This is a genomic window from Mitsuaria sp. BK037 (assembly GCF_014193045.1).
Taxonomy (GTDB): domain Bacteria; phylum Pseudomonadota; class Gammaproteobacteria; order Burkholderiales; family Burkholderiaceae_C; genus Roseateles.
Map to the genome: position 1 here is coordinate 21,861 of NZ_JACHYS010000002.1, position 22,132 is coordinate 43,992.

General features: G+C 69.0%; 20 protein-coding genes. 9 read left to right on the top strand and 11 right to left on the bottom strand.

The annotated features are described in order from the left end of the window. Positions 1 to 13: 13 nt before the first annotated feature. Both FHT37_RS12190 and FHT37_RS12195 read left to right on the top strand, forming a co-directional pair. A complete protein-coding gene (locus FHT37_RS12190; RefSeq protein ID WP_183481627.1) occupies positions 14 to 484 on the top strand; it encodes a YchJ family protein in 471 nt (156 codons plus the stop codon). A gap of 291 nt (positions 485 to 775) precedes the next feature. Continuing rightward, positions 776 to 1,504 carry a pseudouridine synthase gene (locus FHT37_RS12195; RefSeq protein ID WP_183481630.1) on the top strand — a complete coding sequence of 243 codons (729 nt, stop codon included), beginning with the start codon at positions 776 to 778 and terminating at the stop codon, positions 1,502 to 1,504. Between the two features lie 34 nt (positions 1,505 to 1,538). On the opposite strand, the gene FHT37_RS12200 is transcribed toward FHT37_RS12195, so the two are convergent. Next, positions 1,539 to 2,621, bottom strand: coding sequence for an exo-alpha-sialidase (locus tag FHT37_RS12200; RefSeq protein WP_183481633.1), 1,083 nt, complete (start codon positions 2,619 to 2,621; stop codon positions 1,539 to 1,541). Positions 2,622 to 2,708: 87 nt separating this feature from the next. Beyond that, on the bottom strand, positions 2,709 to 2,978 hold the full coding sequence (locus tag FHT37_RS12205) for a MoaD/ThiS family protein (protein ID WP_183481636.1): 270 nt from the start codon (positions 2,976 to 2,978) through the stop codon (positions 2,709 to 2,711). A gap of 133 nt (positions 2,979 to 3,111) precedes the next feature. Between FHT37_RS12205 and rarD the strand changes: the two genes are divergently transcribed. Next, positions 3,112 to 4,017 (top strand): EamA family transporter RarD, encoded by a 906-nt coding sequence (rarD, locus tag FHT37_RS12210; protein ID WP_183481639.1) that lies wholly within the window; start codon positions 3,112 to 3,114, stop codon positions 4,015 to 4,017. Positions 4,018 to 4,096: 79 nt separating this feature from the next. Here rarD and ahpF read toward each other — a convergent pair whose 3' ends face one another. The 3 genes from ahpF to lysA form a co-directional block, all read right to left on the bottom strand. After that, the gene (ahpF, locus tag FHT37_RS12215; RefSeq protein WP_183481641.1) at positions 4,097 to 5,650 is read right to left on the bottom strand and encodes an alkyl hydroperoxide reductase subunit F; all 1,554 of its coding nucleotides are present in this window, start codon (positions 5,648 to 5,650) and stop codon (positions 4,097 to 4,099) included. Between the two features lie 206 nt (positions 5,651 to 5,856). After that, entirely contained in the window at positions 5,857 to 6,420 is a 564-nt protein-coding gene (ahpC, locus tag FHT37_RS12220; RefSeq protein ID WP_091725431.1) for an alkyl hydroperoxide reductase subunit C, read from the bottom strand. A gap of 202 nt (positions 6,421 to 6,622) precedes the next feature. Further along, positions 6,623 to 7,885 carry a diaminopimelate decarboxylase gene (gene lysA, locus FHT37_RS12225; RefSeq protein ID WP_183481644.1) on the bottom strand — a complete coding sequence of 421 codons (1,263 nt, stop codon included), beginning with the start codon at positions 7,883 to 7,885 and terminating at the stop codon, positions 6,623 to 6,625. Positions 7,886 to 8,006: 121 nt separating this feature from the next. Between lysA and FHT37_RS12230 the strand changes: the two genes are divergently transcribed. Next, positions 8,007 to 8,945, top strand: coding sequence for a LysR family transcriptional regulator (locus tag FHT37_RS12230; RefSeq protein ID WP_183481646.1), 939 nt, complete (start codon positions 8,007 to 8,009; stop codon positions 8,943 to 8,945). An 81-nt stretch (positions 8,946 to 9,026) separates the two neighbouring features. Here FHT37_RS12230 and dxs read toward each other — a convergent pair whose 3' ends face one another. From dxs to xseB, 3 genes are read right to left on the bottom strand one after another with little or no spacing between them, the layout of a single operon-like run. Continuing rightward, complete coding sequence (dxs, locus tag FHT37_RS12235) at positions 9,027 to 10,985, bottom strand: 1-deoxy-D-xylulose-5-phosphate synthase (protein ID WP_183481649.1); 1,959 nt, start codon at positions 10,983 to 10,985, stop codon at positions 9,027 to 9,029. A 23-nt stretch (positions 10,986 to 11,008) separates the two neighbouring features. Next, positions 11,009 to 11,896 carry a polyprenyl synthetase family protein gene (locus FHT37_RS12240; protein ID WP_091725440.1) on the bottom strand — a complete coding sequence of 296 codons (888 nt, stop codon included), beginning with the start codon at positions 11,894 to 11,896 and terminating at the stop codon, positions 11,009 to 11,011. After that, complete coding sequence (gene xseB, locus FHT37_RS12245) at positions 11,897 to 12,157, bottom strand: exodeoxyribonuclease VII small subunit (RefSeq protein ID WP_091725443.1); 261 nt, start codon at positions 12,155 to 12,157, stop codon at positions 11,897 to 11,899. Between the two features lie 390 nt (positions 12,158 to 12,547). Here xseB and FHT37_RS12250 point away from each other — a divergent pair, with 390 nt between their 5' ends. The 4 genes from FHT37_RS12250 to FHT37_RS12265 all read left to right on the top strand — a co-directional run bounded on the left by FHT37_RS12250 (position 12,548) and on the right by FHT37_RS12265 (position 16,196). Next, a complete protein-coding gene (locus tag FHT37_RS12250) occupies positions 12,548 to 13,666 on the top strand; it encodes an aromatic ring-hydroxylating dioxygenase subunit alpha (RefSeq protein ID WP_183481652.1) in 1,119 nt (372 codons plus the stop codon). A 128-nt stretch (positions 13,667 to 13,794) separates the two neighbouring features. Then, on the top strand, positions 13,795 to 14,691 hold the full coding sequence (locus FHT37_RS12255; RefSeq protein ID WP_183481656.1) for a DMT family transporter: 897 nt from the start codon (positions 13,795 to 13,797) through the stop codon (positions 14,689 to 14,691). Between the two features lie 6 nt (positions 14,692 to 14,697). After that, positions 14,698 to 15,606, top strand: a complete 909-nt coding sequence (locus tag FHT37_RS12260) for a sulfurtransferase (RefSeq protein WP_147241006.1) — start codon at positions 14,698 to 14,700, stop codon at positions 15,604 to 15,606. Between the two features lie 131 nt (positions 15,607 to 15,737). Next, the gene (locus tag FHT37_RS12265) at positions 15,738 to 16,196 is read left to right on the top strand and encodes a universal stress protein (protein ID WP_183481659.1); all 459 of its coding nucleotides are present in this window, start codon (positions 15,738 to 15,740) and stop codon (positions 16,194 to 16,196) included. A 59-nt stretch (positions 16,197 to 16,255) separates the two neighbouring features. Here FHT37_RS12265 and FHT37_RS12270 read toward each other — a convergent pair whose 3' ends face one another. Then, entirely contained in the window at positions 16,256 to 17,032 is a 777-nt protein-coding gene (locus FHT37_RS12270) for a ZIP family metal transporter (protein ID WP_183481661.1), read from the bottom strand. Positions 17,033 to 17,121: 89 nt separating this feature from the next. After that, positions 17,122 to 18,048: a dienelactone hydrolase family protein gene (locus tag FHT37_RS12275; protein WP_183481664.1), complete on the bottom strand. Its 927-nt coding sequence runs from the start codon at positions 18,046 to 18,048 to the stop codon at positions 17,122 to 17,124. 168 nt (positions 18,049 to 18,216) lie between these two features. Here FHT37_RS12275 and FHT37_RS12280 point away from each other — a divergent pair, with 168 nt between their 5' ends. Further along, a complete protein-coding gene (locus FHT37_RS12280; RefSeq protein WP_091725460.1) occupies positions 18,217 to 19,731 on the top strand; it encodes a Ppx/GppA phosphatase family protein in 1,515 nt (504 codons plus the stop codon). Between the two features lie 227 nt (positions 19,732 to 19,958). Here the strand turns inward: FHT37_RS12280 and ppk1 are convergent, their stop codons facing one another. Further along, a complete protein-coding gene (ppk1, locus tag FHT37_RS12285) occupies positions 19,959 to 22,019 on the bottom strand; it encodes a polyphosphate kinase 1 (RefSeq protein WP_183481667.1) in 2,061 nt (686 codons plus the stop codon). Between the last annotated feature and the right edge of the window lie 113 nt (positions 22,020 to 22,132).

Sequence of the window (22,132 nt, forward strand, 5' to 3'; positions counted from 1 at the left end):
TGATGCCGCCCCCATGAAGCCCGAAAAGACCAAGACCGCGGCCACCGGCGTGGCCAACAGCGCGGCCGTCAATCCGGCCACCGCTGGGATCGCCGCGATCCCGTGCCCCTGCGGCAGCGGCCGCGGCTACGACGCCTGCTGCGGCGCGCTGCACCGCACCTTCGCCGAGACCGGCGCGCTCACCGCGCCGGATGCGCAGGCGCTGATGCGCTCGCGTTACACCGCCTACACGCTCGACCTGATCGAGTACCTGCTGGCGACCTGGCACCCGGACACGCGGCCCGAGACCCTGGAGCGCGGCGAGCGCGACCTGAAGTGGCTGGGCCTGGAAGTGCGGCGGCACAGCCGCCAGGACGCGGATCACGAGACGGTGGAGTTCGTCGCGCGCAGCAAGGTCGGCGGCCGCGCGCACCGGATGCACGAGATCAGCCGTTTCGTGCGGGTGCACGGCGCCTGGCTCTACCTGGACGGGCAGATCGACTGACGACCCGGACCGCCGGCGCGCGACGTACCACGCCGCCCAGCGCCAGCAGCAACCGGTCCAGGAGGGAACGGTGACCGACGTGAAACTCCTGGGGCATGGTGGACTCCTGCTGGCTGCTGCTGACCGGATGGAAGCGCGCCACCGGGGCCGGCGACGCGGGATGCCTGCTGCGATGATGGGCAGGCGGCGTGACAGGATTTTGGCCAAGCCGCCTGTTGCCAGCCGCTCCCCCGAAACGGGGAACAGCGGGCAAAAACGGCTCCATGCGTGCGCGTGCCGTCCCCTTCAGCCATGACATCCCCTGATTCCCCCCTCCCCTCGCCGCCCACCGCGCCGCTGCGGCTCCTCCATCTGGACGACCACCTCGCGGTGATCGACAAACCCGCCGGGCTGCTGGTGCATCGCACCGCGATCGACGCGCACGAGGAGGACGCCGCGCTGCAGCGGCTGCGCGACCAGCTCGGCCGACCGGTGTGGCCGGCGCACCGGCTCGATCGAGGCACCTCGGGCGTGCTCGTCTTCGCGCTCAGCGCCGAGGTGGCCAGCGCGCTGGGCCAGGCGCTCGCGGAACGCCTCACGAGCAAGCGCTACCTCGCGCTGGTGCGCGGCTGGCCAGCCGGCGACGCTGGCGTCATCGACCACCCGCTCGCGCGCGATCCGGAACTGCCGTCCGCGGGCCAGCCGCACCTGGAGGCGCAGACCGCCTGGTCCTGCGAGCACCGCCTCGAGCTGCCGGTCGCCACCGACGCCCGCTTCCCCACCACGCGCCTGGCGCTGATGGCCTGCGAGCCGGTCCAGGGCCGGCGCCACCAGATCCGGCGCCACCTGAAGCACCTCGCGCATCCGATCGTCGGCGATGCCAACCACGGCAAGGGGCCGCTGAACCGGGCGCTGGCGGCCCACTTCGGCCTGCAGCGGCTGTGGCTGCATGCGCAGCGGCTGACGCTGAGGCACCCGGTCAGCGGCCAGACGCTCCAACTGGAAGCCAAGCCCGGCCCGGAGTGGGCACCGTTCCTCTGAGAGGCGCCCCGGCGCCGGGCGCTGACTCCCCCGATCAGCCGAAGCGCACCGCGTAGATCGGCGGCAGGTGCGCCGACACCAGCTGCCAGCGGTCGCCGGCGTCCTCGGTTGCCCAGAGGTTGCCGGTCGTGCTGCCCATCAGCAGCCGCTGCCCGTCGTCATGCGCGGCCAGCCCGTGGCGGTAGATCAGGTCGTAGCAATGCGATTGCGGCAAGCCTTGCCGCAGCGTCTCGAAGGTCTTTCCGCCATCGCGCGTGCGATTGACCACCAGCGCGCCATCCACCGGCAACCGCTTCTCGTCCTTCACGCCGGGCACGAACCACGCGGTGTCGGCATCGCCCGCATGGGCGGCGACCGCGAAGCCGAAGCCGGACAGCGGCGGCTTGATCTCCCCCCAATGCGCGCCCCCGTCCACCGAGCGCCACACCCCGTTGTGGTGCTGGCACCAGAGCACGTCCGGGTCCGCCGCGCTGGCGACGATGCGATGCGGATCCTGCGTGTTCTCCTCGCCCTGCTGCTCCGGCGGCATGAAGTCGGCCCGCATGCCCTTGGCGCTGATGCGCCAGGTCGCGCCGCCGTCCTCGCTGCGCCAGGCGCCGCCGCAGGAGATGCCCAGCAGCAGCCGCGCGGGATCGCGCGGATCGACGTGGATCGAATGGATGCCCGGCGCGTCGTAGCCGCCGCCGAACCAGCCCAGCCGCTCGGGCATGTGCCAGAGCGCGTCGATCAGTCGCCAGGTTTCGCCCTGGTCGTCGCTGACGAACAGCGCGCCCGGGATCGTGCCGGCCCAGAGCCGGCCGTCGCCGCCGCGCTCCAGCGCCCAGATCTGCTGCAGCTTCCAGGCCGGCCCCTCGGCGCCCTCGGGCTGCTCGGGAAAGGCCGGCGCGGCCAGTTCCCGCCAGGCGGCGCCGCCGTCGTCGGACGCCTGCAGCTTGCAGCCGAAATGGCCGAGGTTCAGCGCCGCGAACATTCGCCCTCCTCCTGCCGGCGGAGGCAACACCATGCTGACGGGATCCCCCACGAAGCTGTGGCGACCGATCGACCAACCGCCCAAGGCGGGGTCGTGCCGAAGTTCGAACAGGCCCTTGCGCGTGGCGGCCCAGGCGGTGGTGATCATCGGTGTCTCCTTGCAATGGCTGGCGTCACCCCTGACGACGTTCGAGCGGCGCGGTTCTCGACAGCGCCGCGTCCGCGGCTCCTGGGGCTATCCCCCGGACAGGGCCTGCAGCACATAGACCTTGGACTGCGCGGTCAGCGCGTCCGTCAGCCCGCGGCGGTCCTGAGCGCGGTGGCCGTCGATGAAGACGGCCACGTGGGTGCGCAGATGGCCCTGGTCGTCCAGGATGTAGCCGCGCAGGCGCGGATTCCGGTCGAAGGCCCGGGCGAGTGCCTCACCCAGCGTGCGGGCGTCGCAGTCCAGCTTCGGCGTATCGACGTAGCGGTGCAGTTGGGCGGTGAATTCGACGTGGGCCATGGTCGGCGATCCTGCGACGAAGCGGGCCGCAAGAAAAGAGGGGCGACCAGGGACGACGAACGGGCGCTCGTCCCTTCGACAACGCGGGCCGGTGGGCTTGGGCAGAATCGCGGGCCCTCCCGGCCAGCCCGCCATGACCAACGACACCTCGACCCTCACCGACCGCGCCCATGCCCGCACCGGCATGCTCTACGCCGCGCTCGCCTACATCGCCTGGGGCCTGTTCCCGCTGTACTTCAAGCGCCTGAGCGAGGTGAACGCGCTCGAGGTCATCGCGCATCGGACGGTCTGGTCGCTGGTGTTCGTGGCGCTGGTGCTGGCCGGCCTGCGGCGCTGGGCATGGCTGCGACCGGTGCTGCGATCGCCGCGGCTGCTCGCGACCTGCGCGCTGTCGGCGCTGCTGCTGTCGAGCAACTGGCTGGTGTACGTGTGGGCGGTGCAGCACGGCCATGTGGTCGAGGCCAGCCTGGGCTACTTCATCAACCCGCTGGTCAACGTGATGTTGGGATTCGTGTTCCTGCGCGAGCGGCTGCGGCCGGTGCAATGGCTGGCGATCGGCCTGGCCGCGGCCGGCGTGGTCTGGCTGACGGTGACCGCAGGGCGGCTGCCGTGGATTGCGCTGGTGCTCGCGCTGAGCTTCGGTTTCTACGGGCTGATGCGCAAGACGGCGCAGCTGGGCGCGCTGGAGGGGCTGACGCTGGAGACGCTGATCCTGTCGCCCTTCGCCGCCGGGGCGCTGATCTACTGGACGGTGCAGGGCAGCAGCGCCTTTGCCAGCGGCGATGCCGGCCAGGCGGCCTGGCTGCTGCTGGCCGGACCGCTCACCGCCATCCCGCTGCTGCTGTTCGCCGCCGGCGCGCGGCGCATCACGCTGACGACCCTCGGACTGGTGCAATACCTGTCGCCGACGATCCAGTTCCTGCTGGGCGTGTGGCTCTATCACGAGCCGCTCGCGGGCGCGCGGCTGGTGGGCTTCGTGCTGATCTGGTCGGCGCTCGCGGTCTACAGCGCGGAGAGCCTGTGGCGGAGTCGGCGCTAGGCCACGGCCGCTGGCTGGCTCACCCTCAAACGACTGACGCCCCTTCAGGGGCGTCAGCAGAGAGACAGCGGTTCGCTCGTCAGTTGCGGATCAGATGATCGAACGCGCTGAGCGCGGCCTTCGCGCCGTCGCCGGCGGCGATGATGATCTGCTTGTACGGCACCGTCGTCGCATCACCCGCCGCGAACACGCCCGGCACCGAGGTCTGGCCCTTGGCGTCGACGATGATCTCGCCGTGCTTGGACAGCTCCACCGTGCCGCGCAGCCATTCGGTGTTGGGCACCAGGCCGATCTGCACGAACACGCCTTCCAGTTCGATGCGCCGGGCTTCGCCGGTGGCGCGATCGGTGTAGTTCAGGCCGTCGAGCTTGCCGGCCGTGCCGGTGAACTCGGTCGTCTGCGCCTGCGTCAGGATCACCACGTTGGGCAGGCTTTCCAGCTTCTTGACCAGCACCGCATCGGCGCGCAGCGCGTCGCCGAATTCCAGCAGCGTCACGTGGGACACGATGCCGGCCAGGTCGATCGCCGCCTCGACGCCGGAGTTGCCGCCGCCGATCACCGCCACCCGCTTGCCCTTGAACAGCGGACCGTCACAGTGCGGGCAGTAGGCCACGCCCTTGTTCTTGTATTCCTGCTCGCCGGGCACGTTGACATTGCGCCAGCGGGCGCCCGTGGAAATGATGACCGTCCTGCTCTTGAGCGACCCGCCATTGGCCAGCTGCACCTCGACCAGGCCGCCCGGCGTCGTCGCCGGCACCAGCTTGTCGGCGCGCTGCAGGTTCATCACGTCGACGCCGTAATCCTTGACGTGCGACTCCAGCGCCATCGAGAACTTCGGGCCGTCGGTCGACAGCACGGAGATGTAGTTTTCGATCGCCAGCGTGTCGTTGACCTGGCCGCCGAAGCGCTCGGCCGCGATACCGGTACGGATGCCCTTGCGGGCGGCATACACCGCCGCCGCGGCGCCAGCGGGGCCGCCGCCGACGATCAGCACGTCGTACGGGTCCTTGGCCGACAGCTTGGCGGCGTCCTTGGCCGCCGCACCGGTGTCCAGCTTCGCGGCGATCTCCTCGACCGTCATGCGGCCCGAGCCGAACTCCTGGCCGTTCAGGTAGACCGTCGGGACAGCCATGATCTCGCGGGCATTGACCTCGTCCTGGAACAGCGCGCCGTCGACGATCACCGTCTTGATGCGCGGATTCAGCACCGACATCAGCGACAGCGCCTGCACGACGTCCGGGCAGTTGTGGCAGGTCAGGGACATGTAGACCTCGAAGGCGTAGTCGCCGTCCAGGCCCTGGATCTGGTCGATCACCGATTGCTCGACCTTGGGCGGGTGGCCGCCGGTCCACAGCAGCGCCAGCACCAGCGAGGTGAACTCATGGCCCAGCGGGATGCCGGCGAAGCGCAGGCTCTGCTCGGTGCCCGTGCGCTTGAGGCTGAACGAGGGCTTGCGCGCATCGTTGCCGTCCAGGCGCAGCGTGATCTTGTCGGACATCGCGGCGATGTCCTGAAGCAGTTGCTTCAGCTCGGCGGAGCTCGCGGAGTCGCTCAAGGAGGCTTCGATCTCGAACGGCAGCGTCACCCGCTCCAGGTAGGCCTTGAGCTGCGCCTTCAGGTTGTCGTCCAACATCGTTGCTTCCTTTCAAATTGCTTCAAGCGACTTCGAGAACTGGCCCCCCTTGCAGGTTGAAGGGGCGGCCGAACGCCGTCCCGCGGACCGACGGGGTCCACGAGCGACGCTTCTGCAGTGAGGGGGAGAGGAAAGTCCTCATCCGGGTCACCGGTCGGGGGAAGGTCCTTCCTTGGAAGGACGCTTCACCCCTGTGGGCGAGATCCTCAGATCTTGCCGACCAGGTCCAGCGACGGGGCGATGGTCTTGTCGCCTTCGTTCCACTTGGCCGGGCAGACCTGGCCCGGGTTCTTGGCGACGTACTGGGCGGCCTTCAGCTTGCGCAGCGTCTCCTTGACGTCGCGGGCGATGGCGTTGTCATGCACTTCCAGGGTCTTGATCACGCCTTCCGGGTTGATCACGAAGGTGCCGCGCAGCGCCAGGCCTTCTTCCGGGATGTGCACGCCGAAGGCGTTGGTCAGCGCGTGGGTCGGGTCGCCGACCAGCGGGAACTTGGCCTTGCCGACGGCCGGCGAGGTCTCGTGCCACACCTTGTGCGAGAAGTGCGTGTCGGTGGTGACGATGTAGACCTCGGCGCCCAGCTTCTGGAACTCGCCATAGTTGTCGGCGGCGTCTTCGACTTCGGTCGGGCAGTTGAAGGTGAAGGCGGCCGGCATGAAGATCAGCACGGACCACTTGCCCTTGAGCGACTCTTCCGTGACCTCGATGAACTTGCCGTTGTGGAACGCTTGGGCCTTGAAGGGTTGGACTTGGGTGTTGATCAGGGACATTGCTTGGTCTCTCGAGTCAGGGTTGATGGGATGGACGGAATGATAGGGGGCCGCTGCTATCGACGGGGTTGAATTCCCCAATGCAGCCTATTGCCAATCCCTATTGAGCCAAACTATCAAAACAGCTTTGTGCGATAGCAAAAGCGTCATACGGCGGTCACGCGGCAGTGGCCGCGTCTGCCGATCCGATCGACCGAAGGGCTTACAGCGCCTCGAGCGCCAGCAGTTCCTCAACCGTCTGGCGGCGGCGGATCAGGCGGTCGGAGTCCCCGTCCACCAGCACCTCGGCGATCAGCGGCCGGCTGTTGTAGTTGCTGGACATCGACGCGCCGTACGCGCCGGTGTCGTGGATGACCAGCAGGTCGCCGATCCGCGCTTGCGGCAATTCCCGCGCCAGCACCACCCCGCCCTCGGCCTGGGTGAAGACGTCACCCGACTCGCACAGCGGTCCGGCGACGACCGTCGGTCGCACCGGCCGGTCCTGGCCATCCGCGGCGAGCAGGCTCATCGCGTGGTAGCTGCCGTACATCGCCGGGCGCATCAGTTCATTGAAGCCGGCATCCACCAGCAGGAAGTGCTGGCGGCCCTGGGCCTTCACGGCGCGCACCTCGGCGAGCAGCACCCCCGATTCGGCGACCAGGTAGCGGCCCGGTTCCAGTTCGAGCGCCAGGCGATGGCCGATGACGCTTTCGGCTTCCTTGCGGGCGGCATCCCAAAGGCTGAAGTAATGGGCGGTATCGATCGGCTCGCCACCCGCCTGATAGGGGATGGAAAGCCCGCCTCCGGCGGAGATCGCCTGCAGGTCCTGGCCGGCGCCCTGGACGACCCGCACCAGCTCGACCATGGCGCCGCACACGCGACCCAGATGCGCGTAATCCACCCCGGAGCCGATGTGCATGTGCAGGCCGATCAGCGTGAGCCCGCGCCGCGCGATGACGGCCAGTGCCTCGCCCAGTTGCTCATGCCAGATGCCGTGCTTGCTGTGCTCGCCGCCAGTATTCGTCTTGTTGCTGTGACCATGGCCGAAGCCCGGATTCAGGCGCAGCCACACCGGGTGACCGGGCGAGACTTCGCCGAGCTGCTCCAGCATGTCGATCGAGCCGGCATTGACCGGGACGCGATGCGCCACGACGGTCGCGAGCGTCTCGCGATCCAGCAGGTCGGCGGTGAACACGATGTCGGAGTGGACCGCGTCCGCGCCGGTGCCCACGGTGTAGCCGGCGGCCAGCGCGCGTAGCACCTCGCCCCGCGACACCGAATCCACCTTCACGCCCTGCTCCCGCATCAGCCGCAGGATGTGGGTGTTGGAGCAGGCCTTCTGCGCGAAGCGGACGGTGTCGAAGCCCTTCAGCGCGGCGATGCGCTCACGGATGACCGCCGCGTCGTACACCCAAAGCGGCGTGCCATGGCGGACGGCGAGCGCGCGCAGCTGTTGTTCGCGGGCGGGGGTGAGGACTTGCGGCATCTCGGCGTTCCTTTTGGGGTGTATTCAGACTGCCGCAAGCATCGTCGCCTCGGATCATTCAATCAAATGCTTTGTTTTCCTTGTCGGATTCATTCCTGATATGGACTGATATGCTGGGCCGATGCCGCTCCCGATCACGCATCGTCATATCGAAGTCTTCCGCGCCGTCATGACCGCCGGCAGCGTCACCGGCGCGGCGCAACTGCTCTTCACCTCCCAACCCACGGTGAGCCGCGACCTGGCGCGCATGGAGTCGCTGCTGGGTTACGTCCTCTTCGACCGCGCGCCCGGTCGACTGCGGCCCACCGCGCGGGCGATGGCGCTGTTCGACGAGGTCCAGCGCGCCTATCAGGGCCTGGACCAGGTGGTGGCGCGCGCGCAGGCGCTGGGACGGGCCGAGGACGAACGGCTGCAGGTGCTGACGCTCCCGGCGCTGGCGCATGCGCTGCTCCCCGCCGCGAGCGCCGACTGGGCGGGCCGCCATCCGCAGGCCGGCTTGACGCTGACGCCGCAGGAGTCCCCGCTGCTCGAGGAATGGATGGCGGCGCAGCGCTTCGACATCGGCCTGAGCGAGGTCTCCGCGACCGTGCCCGGCACGCGCAGCGAGACGCTGGCGGAACTCGACGAGGTCTGCGTGCTGCCGGCGGGCCATCGCCTGCTCGAACGCGCGGTGCTGACGCCGCGGGACTTCGACGGTGAGCGCTTCGTCAGCCTGTCGTCGGAGGATCCCTATCGCCGCCAGTTCGACGCGATCTTCGCGGCTGCCGGCGTCCAGCGCCGCCTGCAACTGGAGACGCACAGCGCGATCGCCGTGTGCGCGCTGGTCCAGGAGAACCTGGGGATCGCGCTCGTGAATCCGTTGACGGCGCGCGCCTGCGCCGGACCGGGACTGCACATCCGACCGCTGTCGGTGTCGGTGCCCTTCCGCATCCAGGCCCTGTGGGCGCTGCACCGTCCCGGCCACGCGCTGGCTCAGGATTTCATCGACGCGGTGAAGCGCGCCCTCGCGCCCGCCATCGCCGCGCAGGCCGCAGACGGCGCCAAACGACAACGGCGCTGACCGCGAGGCCAGCGCCGTTCAGGGGTGGTTCAGGGCGGGTCAGCCGGTCCACTCGAAGGACCGGGCCGCCTCAGCGGCGGATCACTGATTGGCGACGGACCGCAGCACCGGCGCGGCTGCTGGCACCGACAGGAAGCGCGCGCGGATCGACTGCTCGATGCCCGCCGCGTCCAGGCCGCACTGAGCCATCAGCTTGCCGGGCTCGCCGTGCTCCACGTACTCGTCGGGGAGACCCAGCTGCAGCACCGGCACCGCCAGGCCTTCCGCCTGCAGCGCTTCCAGCACCGCGCTGCCGGCACCGCCCATGACGCAACCGTCCTCGACGGTCACCAGGGCATCGTGCGTGCGGGCCAGTTCCTTGACGAGCTGGACGTCCAGCGGCTTCACGAAGCGCATGTTGGCGACGCTCGCGTCCAGCGCCTCGGCCGCCTTCAGCGCCGGGTGCAGCAGCGTGCCGAAAGCCAGGATCGCCACGCGCGGCGCGGCGCGGCCGGCGGTCTGCGGCAGCGACGACTGACGACGCATCTCGCCCTTGCCCCAGGGCAAGGCGACCATGTCCTTCTTGATCTCGGCGCCGATGCCGGCACCGCGCGGGTAGCGGACCGTCACCGGGCCGTCGTGCAGGTGACCGGTGTACAAGGCCTGGCGGCACTCGTTCTCATCCGACGGCGTGATCACGCTCATGTTCGGAATGCAGCGCGTGAAGGCGATGTCGTAGTTGCCGGCATGCGTCGCGCCGTCGGCGCCGACCAGGCCAGCGCGGTCGAGCGCGAACAGCACCGGCAGGTTCTGCAGCGCCACGTCGTGGACCAGTTGGTCGTAGCCGCGCTGCAGGAAGGTCGAGTAGATCGCCACCACCGGCCGCAGGCCCTCACAGGCCAGGCCACCGGCGAAGGTGATCGCGTGCTGCTCGGCGATGCCGACGTCGTAGTAGCGCGTCGGGAAGCGCTTGTGGAACTCGACCATGCCCGAGCCCTCGCGCATCGCCGGCGTGATGCCGACCAGCGTCGGATCGGCCTCGGCCATGTCGCAGAGCCAGTCGCCGAAGACCTGCGTGAAGGTCTTCTTCGCCGGCGTGGTGGACGGCTTGATGCCTTCGGCCGGGTTGAAGGGCGTGGGGCCGTGGTACTTGACCGGGTCGGCCTCGGCCAGCTTGTAGCCCTGGCCCTTGCGCGTGACCAGGTGCAGGAACTGCGGACCCTTCTTGTCGCGCAGGTTCTCCAGCGTGGGGATCAGCGCGTCCAGGTCGTGGCCGTCGATCGGGCCGACGTAGTTGAAGCCGAATTCCTCGAAGATCGTGCCGGGCACGAACATGCCCTTGGTGTGCTCCTCGAAGCGGCGCGCGAATTCATACAGCGGCGTGTGCTTGAGCACCGACTTCGCGCCCTCGCGCGCGGCGGCGTAGAACTTGCCGCTCATCAGCCGGGTGAAGTACTTGTTGAGCGCGCCCACCGGAGGGCTGATCGACATGTCGTTGTCGTTCAGGATCACCAGCACGTCGCCCAGCAGGCCGCCATGGGCGACGCCGGCGTTGTTCAGCGCCTCGAAGGCCATGCCGGCGGTCATCGCGCCGTCGCCGATGATCGCGACCACGCGGCGCGATTCACCCTTGAGCTTGGCGCCCATCGCCATGCCGTGCGCGGCCGAGATCGAGGTGCTCGAGTGCGCCGTGCCGAAGGTGTCGTACTCGCTCTCGTCGCGGCGCGGGAAACCGGAAATGCCGCCTTGCTGGCGCAGCGTGGCCATCGCGTCACGGCGGCCGGTGAGGATCTTGTGCGGATAGGTCTGGTGACCCACGTCCCACACCAGCCGGTCGCGCGGCGTGTCGTAGACGTAATGCAGCGCGATCGTCATCTCGACGGTGCCGAGGTTCGACGACAGGTGGCCGCCGGTCTTGGACACGCTGTTCAGGATGTGCGCGCGGACCTCGTCCGCCAGTTGCGGCAACTGGCTGCGCGACAGGCGCCGCAGGTCCGCGGGGCTGTCGATCGCGCCGAGCAGCGTCTGCGAAGCCGTCGCGGTGGTGGTGTTCTCGCTCATGGCCTGGCCTCTCTCTCGCCGGTTCAGTTGTCGCGCTCGACCACCTTGTCAGCCAGCAGGCTGAGCCAGGCGGTGTCGGCCAGGCCGCTGGCGGCGAGGGCCTGATGGGCCTCGTCGCGCAGGCGCAGCGCATAGGCGCGGGCGGGCTCCAGGCCCAGCACGCTGACGTAGGTCGGCTTGTTGTTGTCCTGGTCCTTGCCGGCGGTCTTGCCGAGCACGTCGCTGTCCTGGGTGACGTCCAGGATGTCGTCGACCACCTGGAAGGCCAGGCCGATCGCGGCGCCGTAGCGGCTCAGCGCCTCCCAGGCGGCGGGGGGCAGGTCGCCGCTCGCCGCGCCCATCAGGACGCTGGCCTGCAGCAGGACGCCGGTCTTGCGCCGGTGCATGTCGCGCAGCGCGGCCTCGTCCAGCGGCTTGCCGATGCTGGCCAGGTCGATCGCCTGGCCGCCGGCCATGCCGTCATAGCCGCTGGCGCGCGCCAGCAGGCGGCAGAGCTTGGCCTGCAGCGCGGGCGGGAGGCCCTCGTCCGGCGTCAGCACGTCGAAGGCCAGCGCCTGCATCGCGTCGCCGGCCAGCATGGCCTGCGCCTCGCCGTACTGCACGTGCAGCGTCGGCTTGCCGCGGCGCAGCACGTCGTTGTCCATGCAGGGCATGTCGTCGTGCGCCAGCGAATAGGCATGGATCAGTTCCACCGCGCAGGCCGCGCGCAACGCCGCCTCGCGCTGCCCGCCGACGGCTTCCGCCGCGGCCAGCACCAGCAGCGGACGCAGGCGCTTGCCGGCGCCCAGCACCGCGTAGCGCATGGCCTCACCGAGGCCGGCCGGGGCGCCCGCGGGCACCCAGGCCTCCAGCGCCTGCTCGACTTCCTCAAGCGACTGCTTCACCCAACGTTCGAAGACACCGGCATCCAATTACTCTTCTCCCCAAGCCTGCGCGCCGCCACCTTCGATGACCTGTACTTGTTGTTCGACGGCCTGGAGCCGCGCGCGGCAGTAGTTGAGCAATGCGGCCCCCCGCTGGTAACTGGCCAGTAACTGGTCCAGCGGCAGTTGACCGGCCTCCATGGCCTGCACCAGACGTTCCAACTCCTCGACCGCCAATTCATAACTGGCGGGCTCCTGCTCCTGGGACGTGGGCGGCGCCGACTTGGCGCTGGCGGAAGGCTTGCTCATTTCAAAACGCGAAAAGGCCGATTGTAAGCACCGGCACTCCCCCGCCTGGGGTCCGACTGTCGGGGGATGTGAATCGAGCGCCACAGGCGTCAGCGGGTGTTTCCGGGTGACGGACCGCTTCGTCGGCCTCCTGCCTCCCCCTGAAGGGGCGGTCCGGGTACAATCACCGGTTCCTTTGCCTGCTCCGTTGTCCCCCAAAGGGCCCGGCAGTCATCGGGGCGACTTCCCGGCCGGGGCCCCAACCGCGTTCGCTCGCGGCGCCGCGCGGCCATCGCCCCCGAGCTCCGGCAGCGTCCGGCGTTGTTTCACTCAGTCCCACATGCCGGCCCGTCCAATCTGGGGGGCGGCCGGTCACGGTTGACATTGGTGTCTTGGAGACCCTCTTGGATCATGTCCGACCTGAGCATCCCTCTCAGCCCGCTTGAACGCAGCACGGCCCCCAGCCACCTCCAGCTGCCTGTCACCTCCTACTTCGACGAGGACCTGTTCCGCCGCGAACAGGAACTGATCTTCCAGCACGGTCCCCGCTACCTCGGCCATGCGCTGGCCGTGCCCGAGGTCGGCGACTACTACGCCCTGCCGCAGGAAGGCGAAGGTCGGGCGATCGTGCGCGGCCCGCAGGGCCTGGAGCTGATCTCCAACGTCTGCCGCCACCGCCAGGCGGTGATGCTGCGCGGCCGTGGCAACACGCGCAGCCACATCGTCTGCCCGCTGCACCGCTGGACCTACGACCTCAAGGGCGAGCTCGTCGGCGCGCCCCACTTCAAGCAGGACCCCTGCCTGCACCTGAACCGCTACAAGATCCGGGAGTGGAACGGCCTGCTGTTCGAGGACAACGGCCGCGACATCGCCGCCGACCTGGCCCGGCTGGGCCCGCGTGGCGCGCTGGACTTCAGCGGCTACCAGCTCGACAAGGTCCATGTCCACGAATGCGACTACAACTGGAAGACCTTCATCGAGGTCTACCTGGAGGACTACCACGTCGGCCCGTTCCACCCGGGGCTGGGCCAGTTCGTCGCCTGCGACGAACTGGCGTGGGAGTTCGGTCGCGACTATTCGGTGCAGACGGTCGGCGTCAACAAGGCGCTGGAAAAGCCGGGCTCCGCGGTCTACGCCAAGTGGCATGAGCAGGTGCTGGGCTTCTCGGGCGGGCAGTCGCCCGACCAGGGCGCGATCTGGCTGACCTACTACCCCAACATCATGGTGGAGTGGTACCCCAACGTGCTGGTGGTCTCGACGCTGTTCCCCAAGGGCGCGCAGAAGACCACCAACATCGTGGAGTTCTATTACCCCGAGGAAATCGTCGCCTTCGAGCGTGACTTCGTCGAAGCCCAGCAGGCGGCCTACATGGAAACCTGTGTCGAGGACGACGAGATCGCGCTGCGCATGGACGCCGGCCGCAAGGCGCTGATGGAGCGGGGCGACAACGAGGTCGGCCCGTACCAGACGCCGATGGAGGACGGCATGAAGCACTTCCACGAGTGGTACCGGGCGCTGATGAAGCGCTGATCCGGTCCCCGCCCCCGTTCCCAGCCGCATCGCCCTCCGGTGCGCACAACGCCCCGCTCTTGCGGGGCGTTCGCTTTTGCGGGTCCCCACAACAGGGCGGGCCGGCCTTCGGCGCGAGAATCCCCCGCATGTCTGCACCCCTTCTGATGGTGTTGGCGACCTTGCTGTTCGCCACCATGGGCGTCTGCGTCAAGCTGGCCTCGGCCTACTACGGCGCCGGCGAGATCGTCATGTACCGCGGCCTGGTCGGCACGCTGTTCCTGTTCGCGATGACGCGGGTCAAGGGGCTGTCGCTGAAGACCAGCGTGCCGGCGATGCACTTCTGGCGCAGCCTGTCGGGCGTGATCGCGCTGTCGCTGTGGTTCTTCGCGATCAGCAAGCTGCCGCTGGCCACCGCGATGACGCTCAACTACATGTCGTCGGTGTGGATGGCGCTGTTCCTGATCGGCGGGGCGGTGCTGATGGGCGCGGCCAAGGTCGATCCCCGGCTGATCATCACGGTGCTGCTGGGCTTCCTCGGCGTCGGCCTGGTGCTGCAGCCGGCGATGGAGGACCAGCAGGTCTGGCACGGCCTGGCGGGCCTGGCGTCCGGCATGCTGTCGGCGATGGCCTACCTGCAGGTGACGTCGCTGGGCCGCGCCGGCGAGCCCGAGTACCGCATCGTCTTCTACTTCTCGATGGGCGGCGTGGTCGCGGGCGCCCTGACGACCATCGCCTCGCACGGCGGCTGGCATGGCCACACCTGGACCGGCGCGGCGCTGCTGCTGGCCGTCGGCGTGCTGGCCACGGCGGCCCAGCTGCTGATGACGCGCGCCTACGGCACCGGCAAGCCGCTGGTGAACGCGTCGCTCCAATACCTGGGCATCGTGTTCTCGGCGTTGTATGGTGTGCTCCTTTTCGGCGACCGGCTGGGCCTGGCCTCCTGGATCGGCATCCTGCTGATCGTGGGCGCGGGCCTGGGGGCGACGCTGTTGCGCGCCCGGAACACCCCCAAGGACGCCCAGCACTCGGTCCAGGAATCCTGAAGCGCCATGACGACCTCCGCGACGACCCCGACCAGCTCCGCAGTCTCCGCCCCCACTCCCCCCCGCCTTGATGGCCTGATCTCCGTCGGGCAGTTGCAGGCGCTGCTGGCGTCCGACGCACCGCCGCTGGTCGTCGATGTCCGCTTCGACCTGACCGACACCTCGGCCGGCGAGCGCGCCTACGCCGCCGGCCACATTCCTGGCGCCTTCTACCTCCACCTGGACCGCGACCTCAGCGGCCCGAAGCAGGACGCCTTCGGCGTTTTCCGCGGCCGCCATCCGCTGCCGGACCGGGCCGCCTTCGCCGCCCTGCTGGGGGAACTGGGCCTGCGTTCGGGCCGAACCCTGGTGGCCTACGACGCGGCCGACGGCATGTACGGCGCGCGGGTCTGGTGGATGCTGCGCTGGCTGGGCCATGCGGACGTCGCGGTGCTGGACGGGGGCTTCGCGGCCTGGCAACAGGCGGGGGGCGCGGTGAGCACCGACCTGCCCACCGCCACGGCCGGCGCCTTCACGCCGGGCGCTCCGCTCGAGGAACCGCTCAGCGCGCAGGAGCTGCTCGGCCAGCTCGGCAAGGTCCGGCTGATCGATGCCCGTGCCGGTGAGCGCTTTCGCGGCGAAGTCGAGCCGCTCGATGCCCAGGCCGGCCACATCCCGGGCGCGACGAACCGCTTCTTCAAGTCCAACCTGAGCGCCGACGGCCGGTTCAAGGCGCCGGCGCTGCTGCGCGAGGAGTTCGCGGCGCTGCTCGGCCCCCAAGGGGCGGACGCGACCGTGCACCAGTGCGGGTCGGGCGTGACGGCCTGCCACAACCTGCTGGCGATGCACCATGCCGGACTGTCCGGCAGCCGGCTCTATCCCGGCTCCTGGAGCGAATGGAGCGCCAACCCGCGTTTCCCGCTGGCGAAAGGCTGACGGACGGCCCTTATTGACAACGCGCATGGTGCGAGCACCATGGGAAGCTCAGACTGCGACGGCAAGCCCTGACCCCACCTCGGTGGGGGCCGGCCCACCCAGCCCACCCGCTCGTTTGAAGGAGGCTCGCCATGTTCCAGCGCATCCTGATCCCCACCGACGGCTCCGACATCACCGCCAAGGCGATCGATACCGCCGTCAAGCTCGCGAAGTTCCACGGCGCCAAGCTGTTCGCCATCAGCGTCAAGGAACCCTTCCCCTACAGCGCCGTGTCGGAGATGCAACCGACGCCGCCGCAGGAGTTCTTCGACGCCCAGGAGCGCATCGCGCAGGAACGCCTCGGACAGGTGCTGGCGCTGGCACGCGGCCAGGGCCTGGAGATCGAGGCCCACAGCGTGGAGGCGCTGCATCCCTGGGAAGCCATCATCGAGCACGCCAAGCGCGTCGATGCGGACCTGCTGGTGATGGCCACGCACGGCCGGCGCGGGCTGCAGGCGCTGCTGCTCGGCAGCGAGACGCAGAAGGTGCTGACCCACTGCGCCTTCCCGGTACTGGTGGTGCACGGCGAGGGAGCGTCGCCGTCCCCGTAGGCGCCCGCCCCCTGGCCATCACATGACCGCAGCGCCCTCCCGGGCGCTGCCGGCCGGCTTCAGTGGGAGTGCTTCCCGCCCACGACGATCAGCACGAAGACGATGCCCACGCCCAGCCACAGGAGCTGCAGCGCGGTGTCCTTCCAGGGCAACCGGCGCTGGAGCTGCGGGATCAGGTCGGCGACCGAGACATAGATGAAACTGCTGGACGCCGCCACCAGCAGGTAGGGGAACAGCTGCTGCCACGGCCCGACGATGTAGTAGCCGACCAGCCCGCCGACCACCGCCGCCATGCCGGACACCGCATTGAAGAACAGCGCCTTCTTGCGCGAGAACCCCGCGTTCAGCAGCACGATGTAGTCGCCGACCTCCTGCGGGATCTCATGCGCCACGATCGCCATCGCGGTGACCCAGCCCAGATGATGATCCGCGAGGAACGCGGCCGCGATGATGATCCCGTCGCAGAAGTTGTGGATCGAATCCCCCACCAGCACCGACAACCCACCCCGCCCGGCCTGTTCCCGGTCGAAGTGGTGATGGTGGTGGTGCCCGTCCCCCTCGTGGTGGTGGGTGTGGCGGTAGAGCTCGGCCTTCTCCAGCAGGAAGAAGAACATCAGCCCGCCCAGCAGCGCCAGGAAGAGGTTGTGCGGATCGGCACCGCTCTCGAAGGCCTCCGGCAGCACATGCAGCAGTGCGGTCGACAGGAGCACGCCGGTGGACAGGCTCACCAGGTGCTTCACGATGCGGCTCAGCAGGCCGACCGTCAGCATCGCCGCGATCGTCACGGAGGCCAGACCGCCAGCGAAGGTCACCAGCAGGATGTAGGTCAGGGTCATGGATAAAAAAGGCGCACCACGTGGGGTGCGCCGGATGGGGTTCCGAAAATTGTCTCAGAGTCGTCAAGCCCCCCTTGCGCCGGGGACGTTCACACCCCGTGCTGCTTGAACCAGGCCTGGCAGCGCGCCCATCCGTCCTTGGCGGGATCGGGCCGGTAGCTGGGGCGGTAATCGGCATGGAAGGCGTGGCCGGCGTCAGGGTAGACGACAAACTCGCTGGCCTTGGCCGCCGCGCTGCCTTGTTTGAGCGCCTCCTGCATCGCGGCGACGGTCGAGACCGGGATGCCGTTGTCCTGCGCACCGTACAAGCCCAGCACCGGGGCGTGCAGCTGGGCCGCGACGTCGATCGGGTGCTTGGGCGTCATCGCATTGGTCTGGCCTTGCAGGCGGCCGTACCACGCCACGCCGGCCTTCAGCTCGCGGCTGTGGGCGGCGTACAGCCAGACGATCCGGCCGCCCCAGCAAAAGCCGGTGATCCCCAGCTTGGAGGTGTTGCCGCCCATTCCCTTCGCCCAGGCCACCGCCGCGTCCAGGTCGTTCAGGACCTGCGCGTCAGGTGTGCGTTGGATGATCTCGGTCTGCAGCTTGGCGATGTCCGAATAGACCTTCGCATCGCCTTGACGCGCGAACAGGTCGGGCGCGACTGCCAGGTAGCCCAGCTTGGCGAAGCGGCGCGCGACATCGGCGATGTGCTCGTGCACGCCGAAGATCTCGCTGACCACCAGCACCACCGGCTCCTGCTTCTTGCCCGCCGGCTGCGCGACATAGGCCGGCATCTTGAAGTCGCCGACCGGGATGCTGACCGGACCGGCATCCAGGCCCTGCGCGTCGGTGGTGACCGTCTGCGCCGTCACCGGCAGCACCGCCGCGGCGAAGCCGCTGCCCACCGCGGTACCGACGAAGGCCCGGCGACTGAAACCCCGGCCCGGCGCCAGCGTGTCGATGTCGTCGCGGATCGCGTCGGCGAGTTCAGGGGACAGGCCGGCGGCATCGGCGCGGGAATCGGAATTCGTCATCTGCAGCTCCTCGTGGGGAATGCGGGGTGGAATGGATCCGAAGGTTCCGGACGGAACGCCGGATGCTATCCCGGTCCGCCGCCGGGCTCCGGACCACGGCGTCGCGACAGCACGATGAAAGCACTTGGTTCCCGGCGGGCGGGCCAAAGACCGCGACAATCGCGCCCCATGACGCAAGCGCAAGTTCCTCCGATCCTGGCCGCCATCGACATGGGCTCCAACAGCTTCCGGCTTGAGCTGGCCCAGTTGCAGCACGGGCACTACCGCCGGCTGGACTACCTGAAGGAAACGGTGCGGCTGGGCGCGGGCCTGGATGCGATGAGCATGCTGACCGAAGAGGCAGCCCAGCGCGGCCTGGATTGCCTGCGGCGCTTCGCCGAACGGCTCGCCGACCTGCCCGGCCGCCAGGTGCGCGCGGTGGCGACGCAGACGCTGCGTGAGGCGCGCAACCGCAACGCCTTCCTGGCGCGGGCGCAGGAGGTGCTGGGCCATCCGATCGAAGTCATCTCGGGCCGCGAGGAAGCGCGCCTGATCTACGCGGGCGTGGCGCGGCTGCAGACCGCGGAAGACCCCCGCCTGGTCATCGACATCGGCGGCCGATCCACCGAGATGATCCTGGGCCGCGGGCCGCAGCCGCTCGCCGCCGAATCCTTCCAGATCGGCAGCGTCAGCCTCTCGATGCGCTTCTTCCCCGACGGCCGCTTCACCGCCGAGGCCTTCCGCGCCGCGCAGGTCGCCGCAGGCGCCGAGCTCGAGGAAGCCATCACCCAGTTCTCCCGCCAGGCCGCGCAGCCGCGCTGGAAGCAGGCCCTGGGCTCGTCGGGCACCGTCGGCGCGGTGGCCCAGATCCTCGCGGCCAACAACGTCAGCCCCGACGGCTCCATCACCCTCGACGGCCTGCGCTGGTGCATCGAGCAGTGCCTGCTCGCCGGGCGCATCGACGCGCTCAAGCTGCCCGGCCTCAAGGACGACCGGCGCGCCGTCGTCGGCGGCGGACTCTGCATCCTCTACACGCTGCTCACCCACTTCGACATCGAGCGCCTCCACCCCGCCAAGGGCGCGCTGCGCCAGGGCGTCATCTTCGACCTCGCCGAGCGCCTCGACCCCCGCCTGCTCGCCGCCGGGCGCGACATGCGCGAACAGTCCGTCGCCGAACTCCAGCGCCGCTTCGCCGTCGACCGCGATCAGGCCGGCCGCGTCCAGCAGATCGCCCAGCGCCTTCATGCGCAACTCGCGCCGAAAGCCGAGGAAGAACATCGTCGCGAACTCGGCTGGGCCGCTGCGCTGCACGAGATCGGCATGATGGTCTCCCACCATGACCACCATCGCCACAGCGCCTACCTGCTCTCCCACGTCGACGCGCCAGGCTTCTCCCAAAATCAGCTCCGGCGCCTCGGAGACCTGGCGCTCGGTCAGCGGGGAGGACTCCGCAAGCTCGAAGAACAGCTCCAGGAAGAACCCATGATCTGGCAGCTGCTGGCGTTGCGACTCGCCGCCATCAAATGCCACGCGCGCAGCGAGGTCGACGCGACAGCCATCAAGCTGCGGCGCGAAGGGATGAACGTCATCATCGAAATGCGCAAGGGCTGGGCCGAAGCACATCCGCGGGCGCATTACCTGCTGCGCGAAGAACTGGACGCGTGGGGCAAGGTCGGGCGCGTGCAGTTGGCGTTGGAGGCTTGAGGCCAATGCGCTGACTGCAGGCGGGTGAGCGCGACAGGCATGGCCTGGGCCGGCGACTCGCGTCGGGCGGACGCCAACTCGCTCTGCTCACCTGCGGTTCGCGACGCTCAGACAGACGGCGTCCAAGTCAGTCATCCAGCCCGACACGAGTCGCCGGCCCAGGCCATGCCCGTCCAGGAACAGAGGTGGACGGCGTGGGGGGTGGCGTGAACCTCGCGGGGACTTGGTCAGGGATCCTCGTGGTACAGGCGCATCAGGGCCTGTTGCGCGCTGACGTGCTGCGGCGAATCCTCGGTGCCAATGCGCTGCGAGGTGCCGTCCGGGCCCAGTTGCCACGCGTCCAGACTGTCGTGCAGGTAGGGGGTCAGGCCCTCGTCGATGACGCGCTGGCGCAGCTTCGGATCAGTGATCGGCCAGGCCACCTCGATGCGACGCAACATGTTGCGCGCCATCCAGTCCGCGCTCGACAGGTACAAGGCCTCCTGCTCCTCCCTGCCCCAGCGGAAATAAAAGATCCGCGAGTGCTCGAGGAAGCGGCCCACCACCGAGCGCACCAGGATGTTGTCCGTCTCGCCCGGCAGGCCCGGCGGCAACATGCACGCGCCACGCACGATCAGGTCCACCTTCGCGCCCGCGCGGCCCGCCCGCACGATCCCGTTGATGAGCTCCGCATCCGTCAACGCATTGATCTTCAGAACCACCCGCGCCGGCTCGCCGCGCCCCGCCGCCGCCTCCACCTGCGACAGCAGCTCGACCATCGTCCGGTGCAGGTTGAACGGCGCGAGCAGCAGCTTCTTCGGCGCCTTGAACTTCGACAGCGACGCCAACTGGCGGAACACCAGATCCATGTCCGCCGTCATCTCGGCATCGGCCGTCAGGTAGCCGAGGTCCGTGTAGAAACGCGCCGTCTTCGGGTTGTAGTTGCCAGTCGACAAGTGGCCGTAACGCCGCAGCTTGCCGCCCTCCCGGCGCGTGATCAGCATCAGCTTGGCATGCGTCTTCAGGCCGACGATGCCGTACACCACCTGCGCGCCGACCGCCTCCAGCCGCTCCGCCCAGTTGATGTTGGCCTCCTCGTCGAAGCGCGCCTTCAGCTCGACGACCGCGAGGACCTCCTTGCCGCGACGCGCCGCCTCGATCAGCAGGTCCGCCAGCACCGACTGGCTGCCGGTGCGGTAGATCGTCTGCTTGATGGCCAGGACGTCCGGATCCTCGACCGCCTCGCGCAGCAGCTGCACCACCGGCTCGAAGCTCTCGAACGGGTGATGCAGCATCACGTCGCCCTTGGTCCGCAGCTTGTCCAGGATCGACTTGCCCCGTGGCAGCCGCCCGGTCGGCCAACTCGGTTCATAGGGCCGGAAACGCAGGTCCTCGGCATCCGTCTGGTCGATCAGCTCGTTCAGGCGCACCAGGTTGACCGGCCCGTTGACCCGGTACAGCGCCGCCTCCGGCAGGTCGAATTGCTCCAGCAGGAAGCGCGAGAGTTCCTCGGGGCAGGTGTTGACCACCTCGAGCCGCACCGCGCGCCCGAAGTGACGCGTCGTGAGGCCCGAGCGCAGCGCATGCCGCAGGTTGGCGATCTCTTCCTCGTCGACCTCCAGGTCCGAATCCCGCGTGACGCGGAACTGCGAGAACGCCTCGACATGCCGGCCGGGGAACAGCTCCTCGAGGTGGGCGCGGATGACGCTGGTGAGCAGGACGAAGCTCTGCTTGCCGCCGCTGATCGCCGCCGGCACCTTGATCACGCGCGGCAGCACGCGCGGGACCTTGACGATGGCAATGCGGTTGTCGCGTCCGAGCGCGTCCTTGCCCGACAGCCGCGCGATGAAGTGCAGCGACTTGTTGGCCACCTGCGGGAACGGATGCGCCGGGTCCAGGCCCACCGGCACCAGCAGCGGCCGCACTTCCCGCTCGAAGAACCTGCTGACCCACGCGCGGATCTCGTCGGTGCGGTCGGCGTGGTTGAGGATCTGGATGTTGTGCTCGCGCAGCGCGGGCATGACCTGGTCGTTGAAGATCGCGTATTGCTGGTCAATCAGGTCATGGGCCGCGCGCCCCACGCGCTCCACGTCGCGCGGCGTCACCAGGCCGCTGCCGTCCCGCTGCGCATCGAGCATGTCGGCGAAGCGCACCTCGAAGAACTCGTCGAGGTTGCTGGACACGATGCAGATGTAGCGCAGCCGCTCCAGCAGCGGCACGTCGACGCGCTGGGCCTGCGCCAGGACACGCCGGTTGAACTCGAGGATCGCGTTTTCGCGGTTGAGCAGCGGGACATCGGGCAAAGTCATGAACTCATTCTATGAAGCTGGTATGACAAGCCAGTGACCCTCTTTGGAGCCAGTCTGCAGACGAGGCGCAGCCCCGATGACCGACGCCGCGAGTCGTCTGGCGCGGCCCGGAG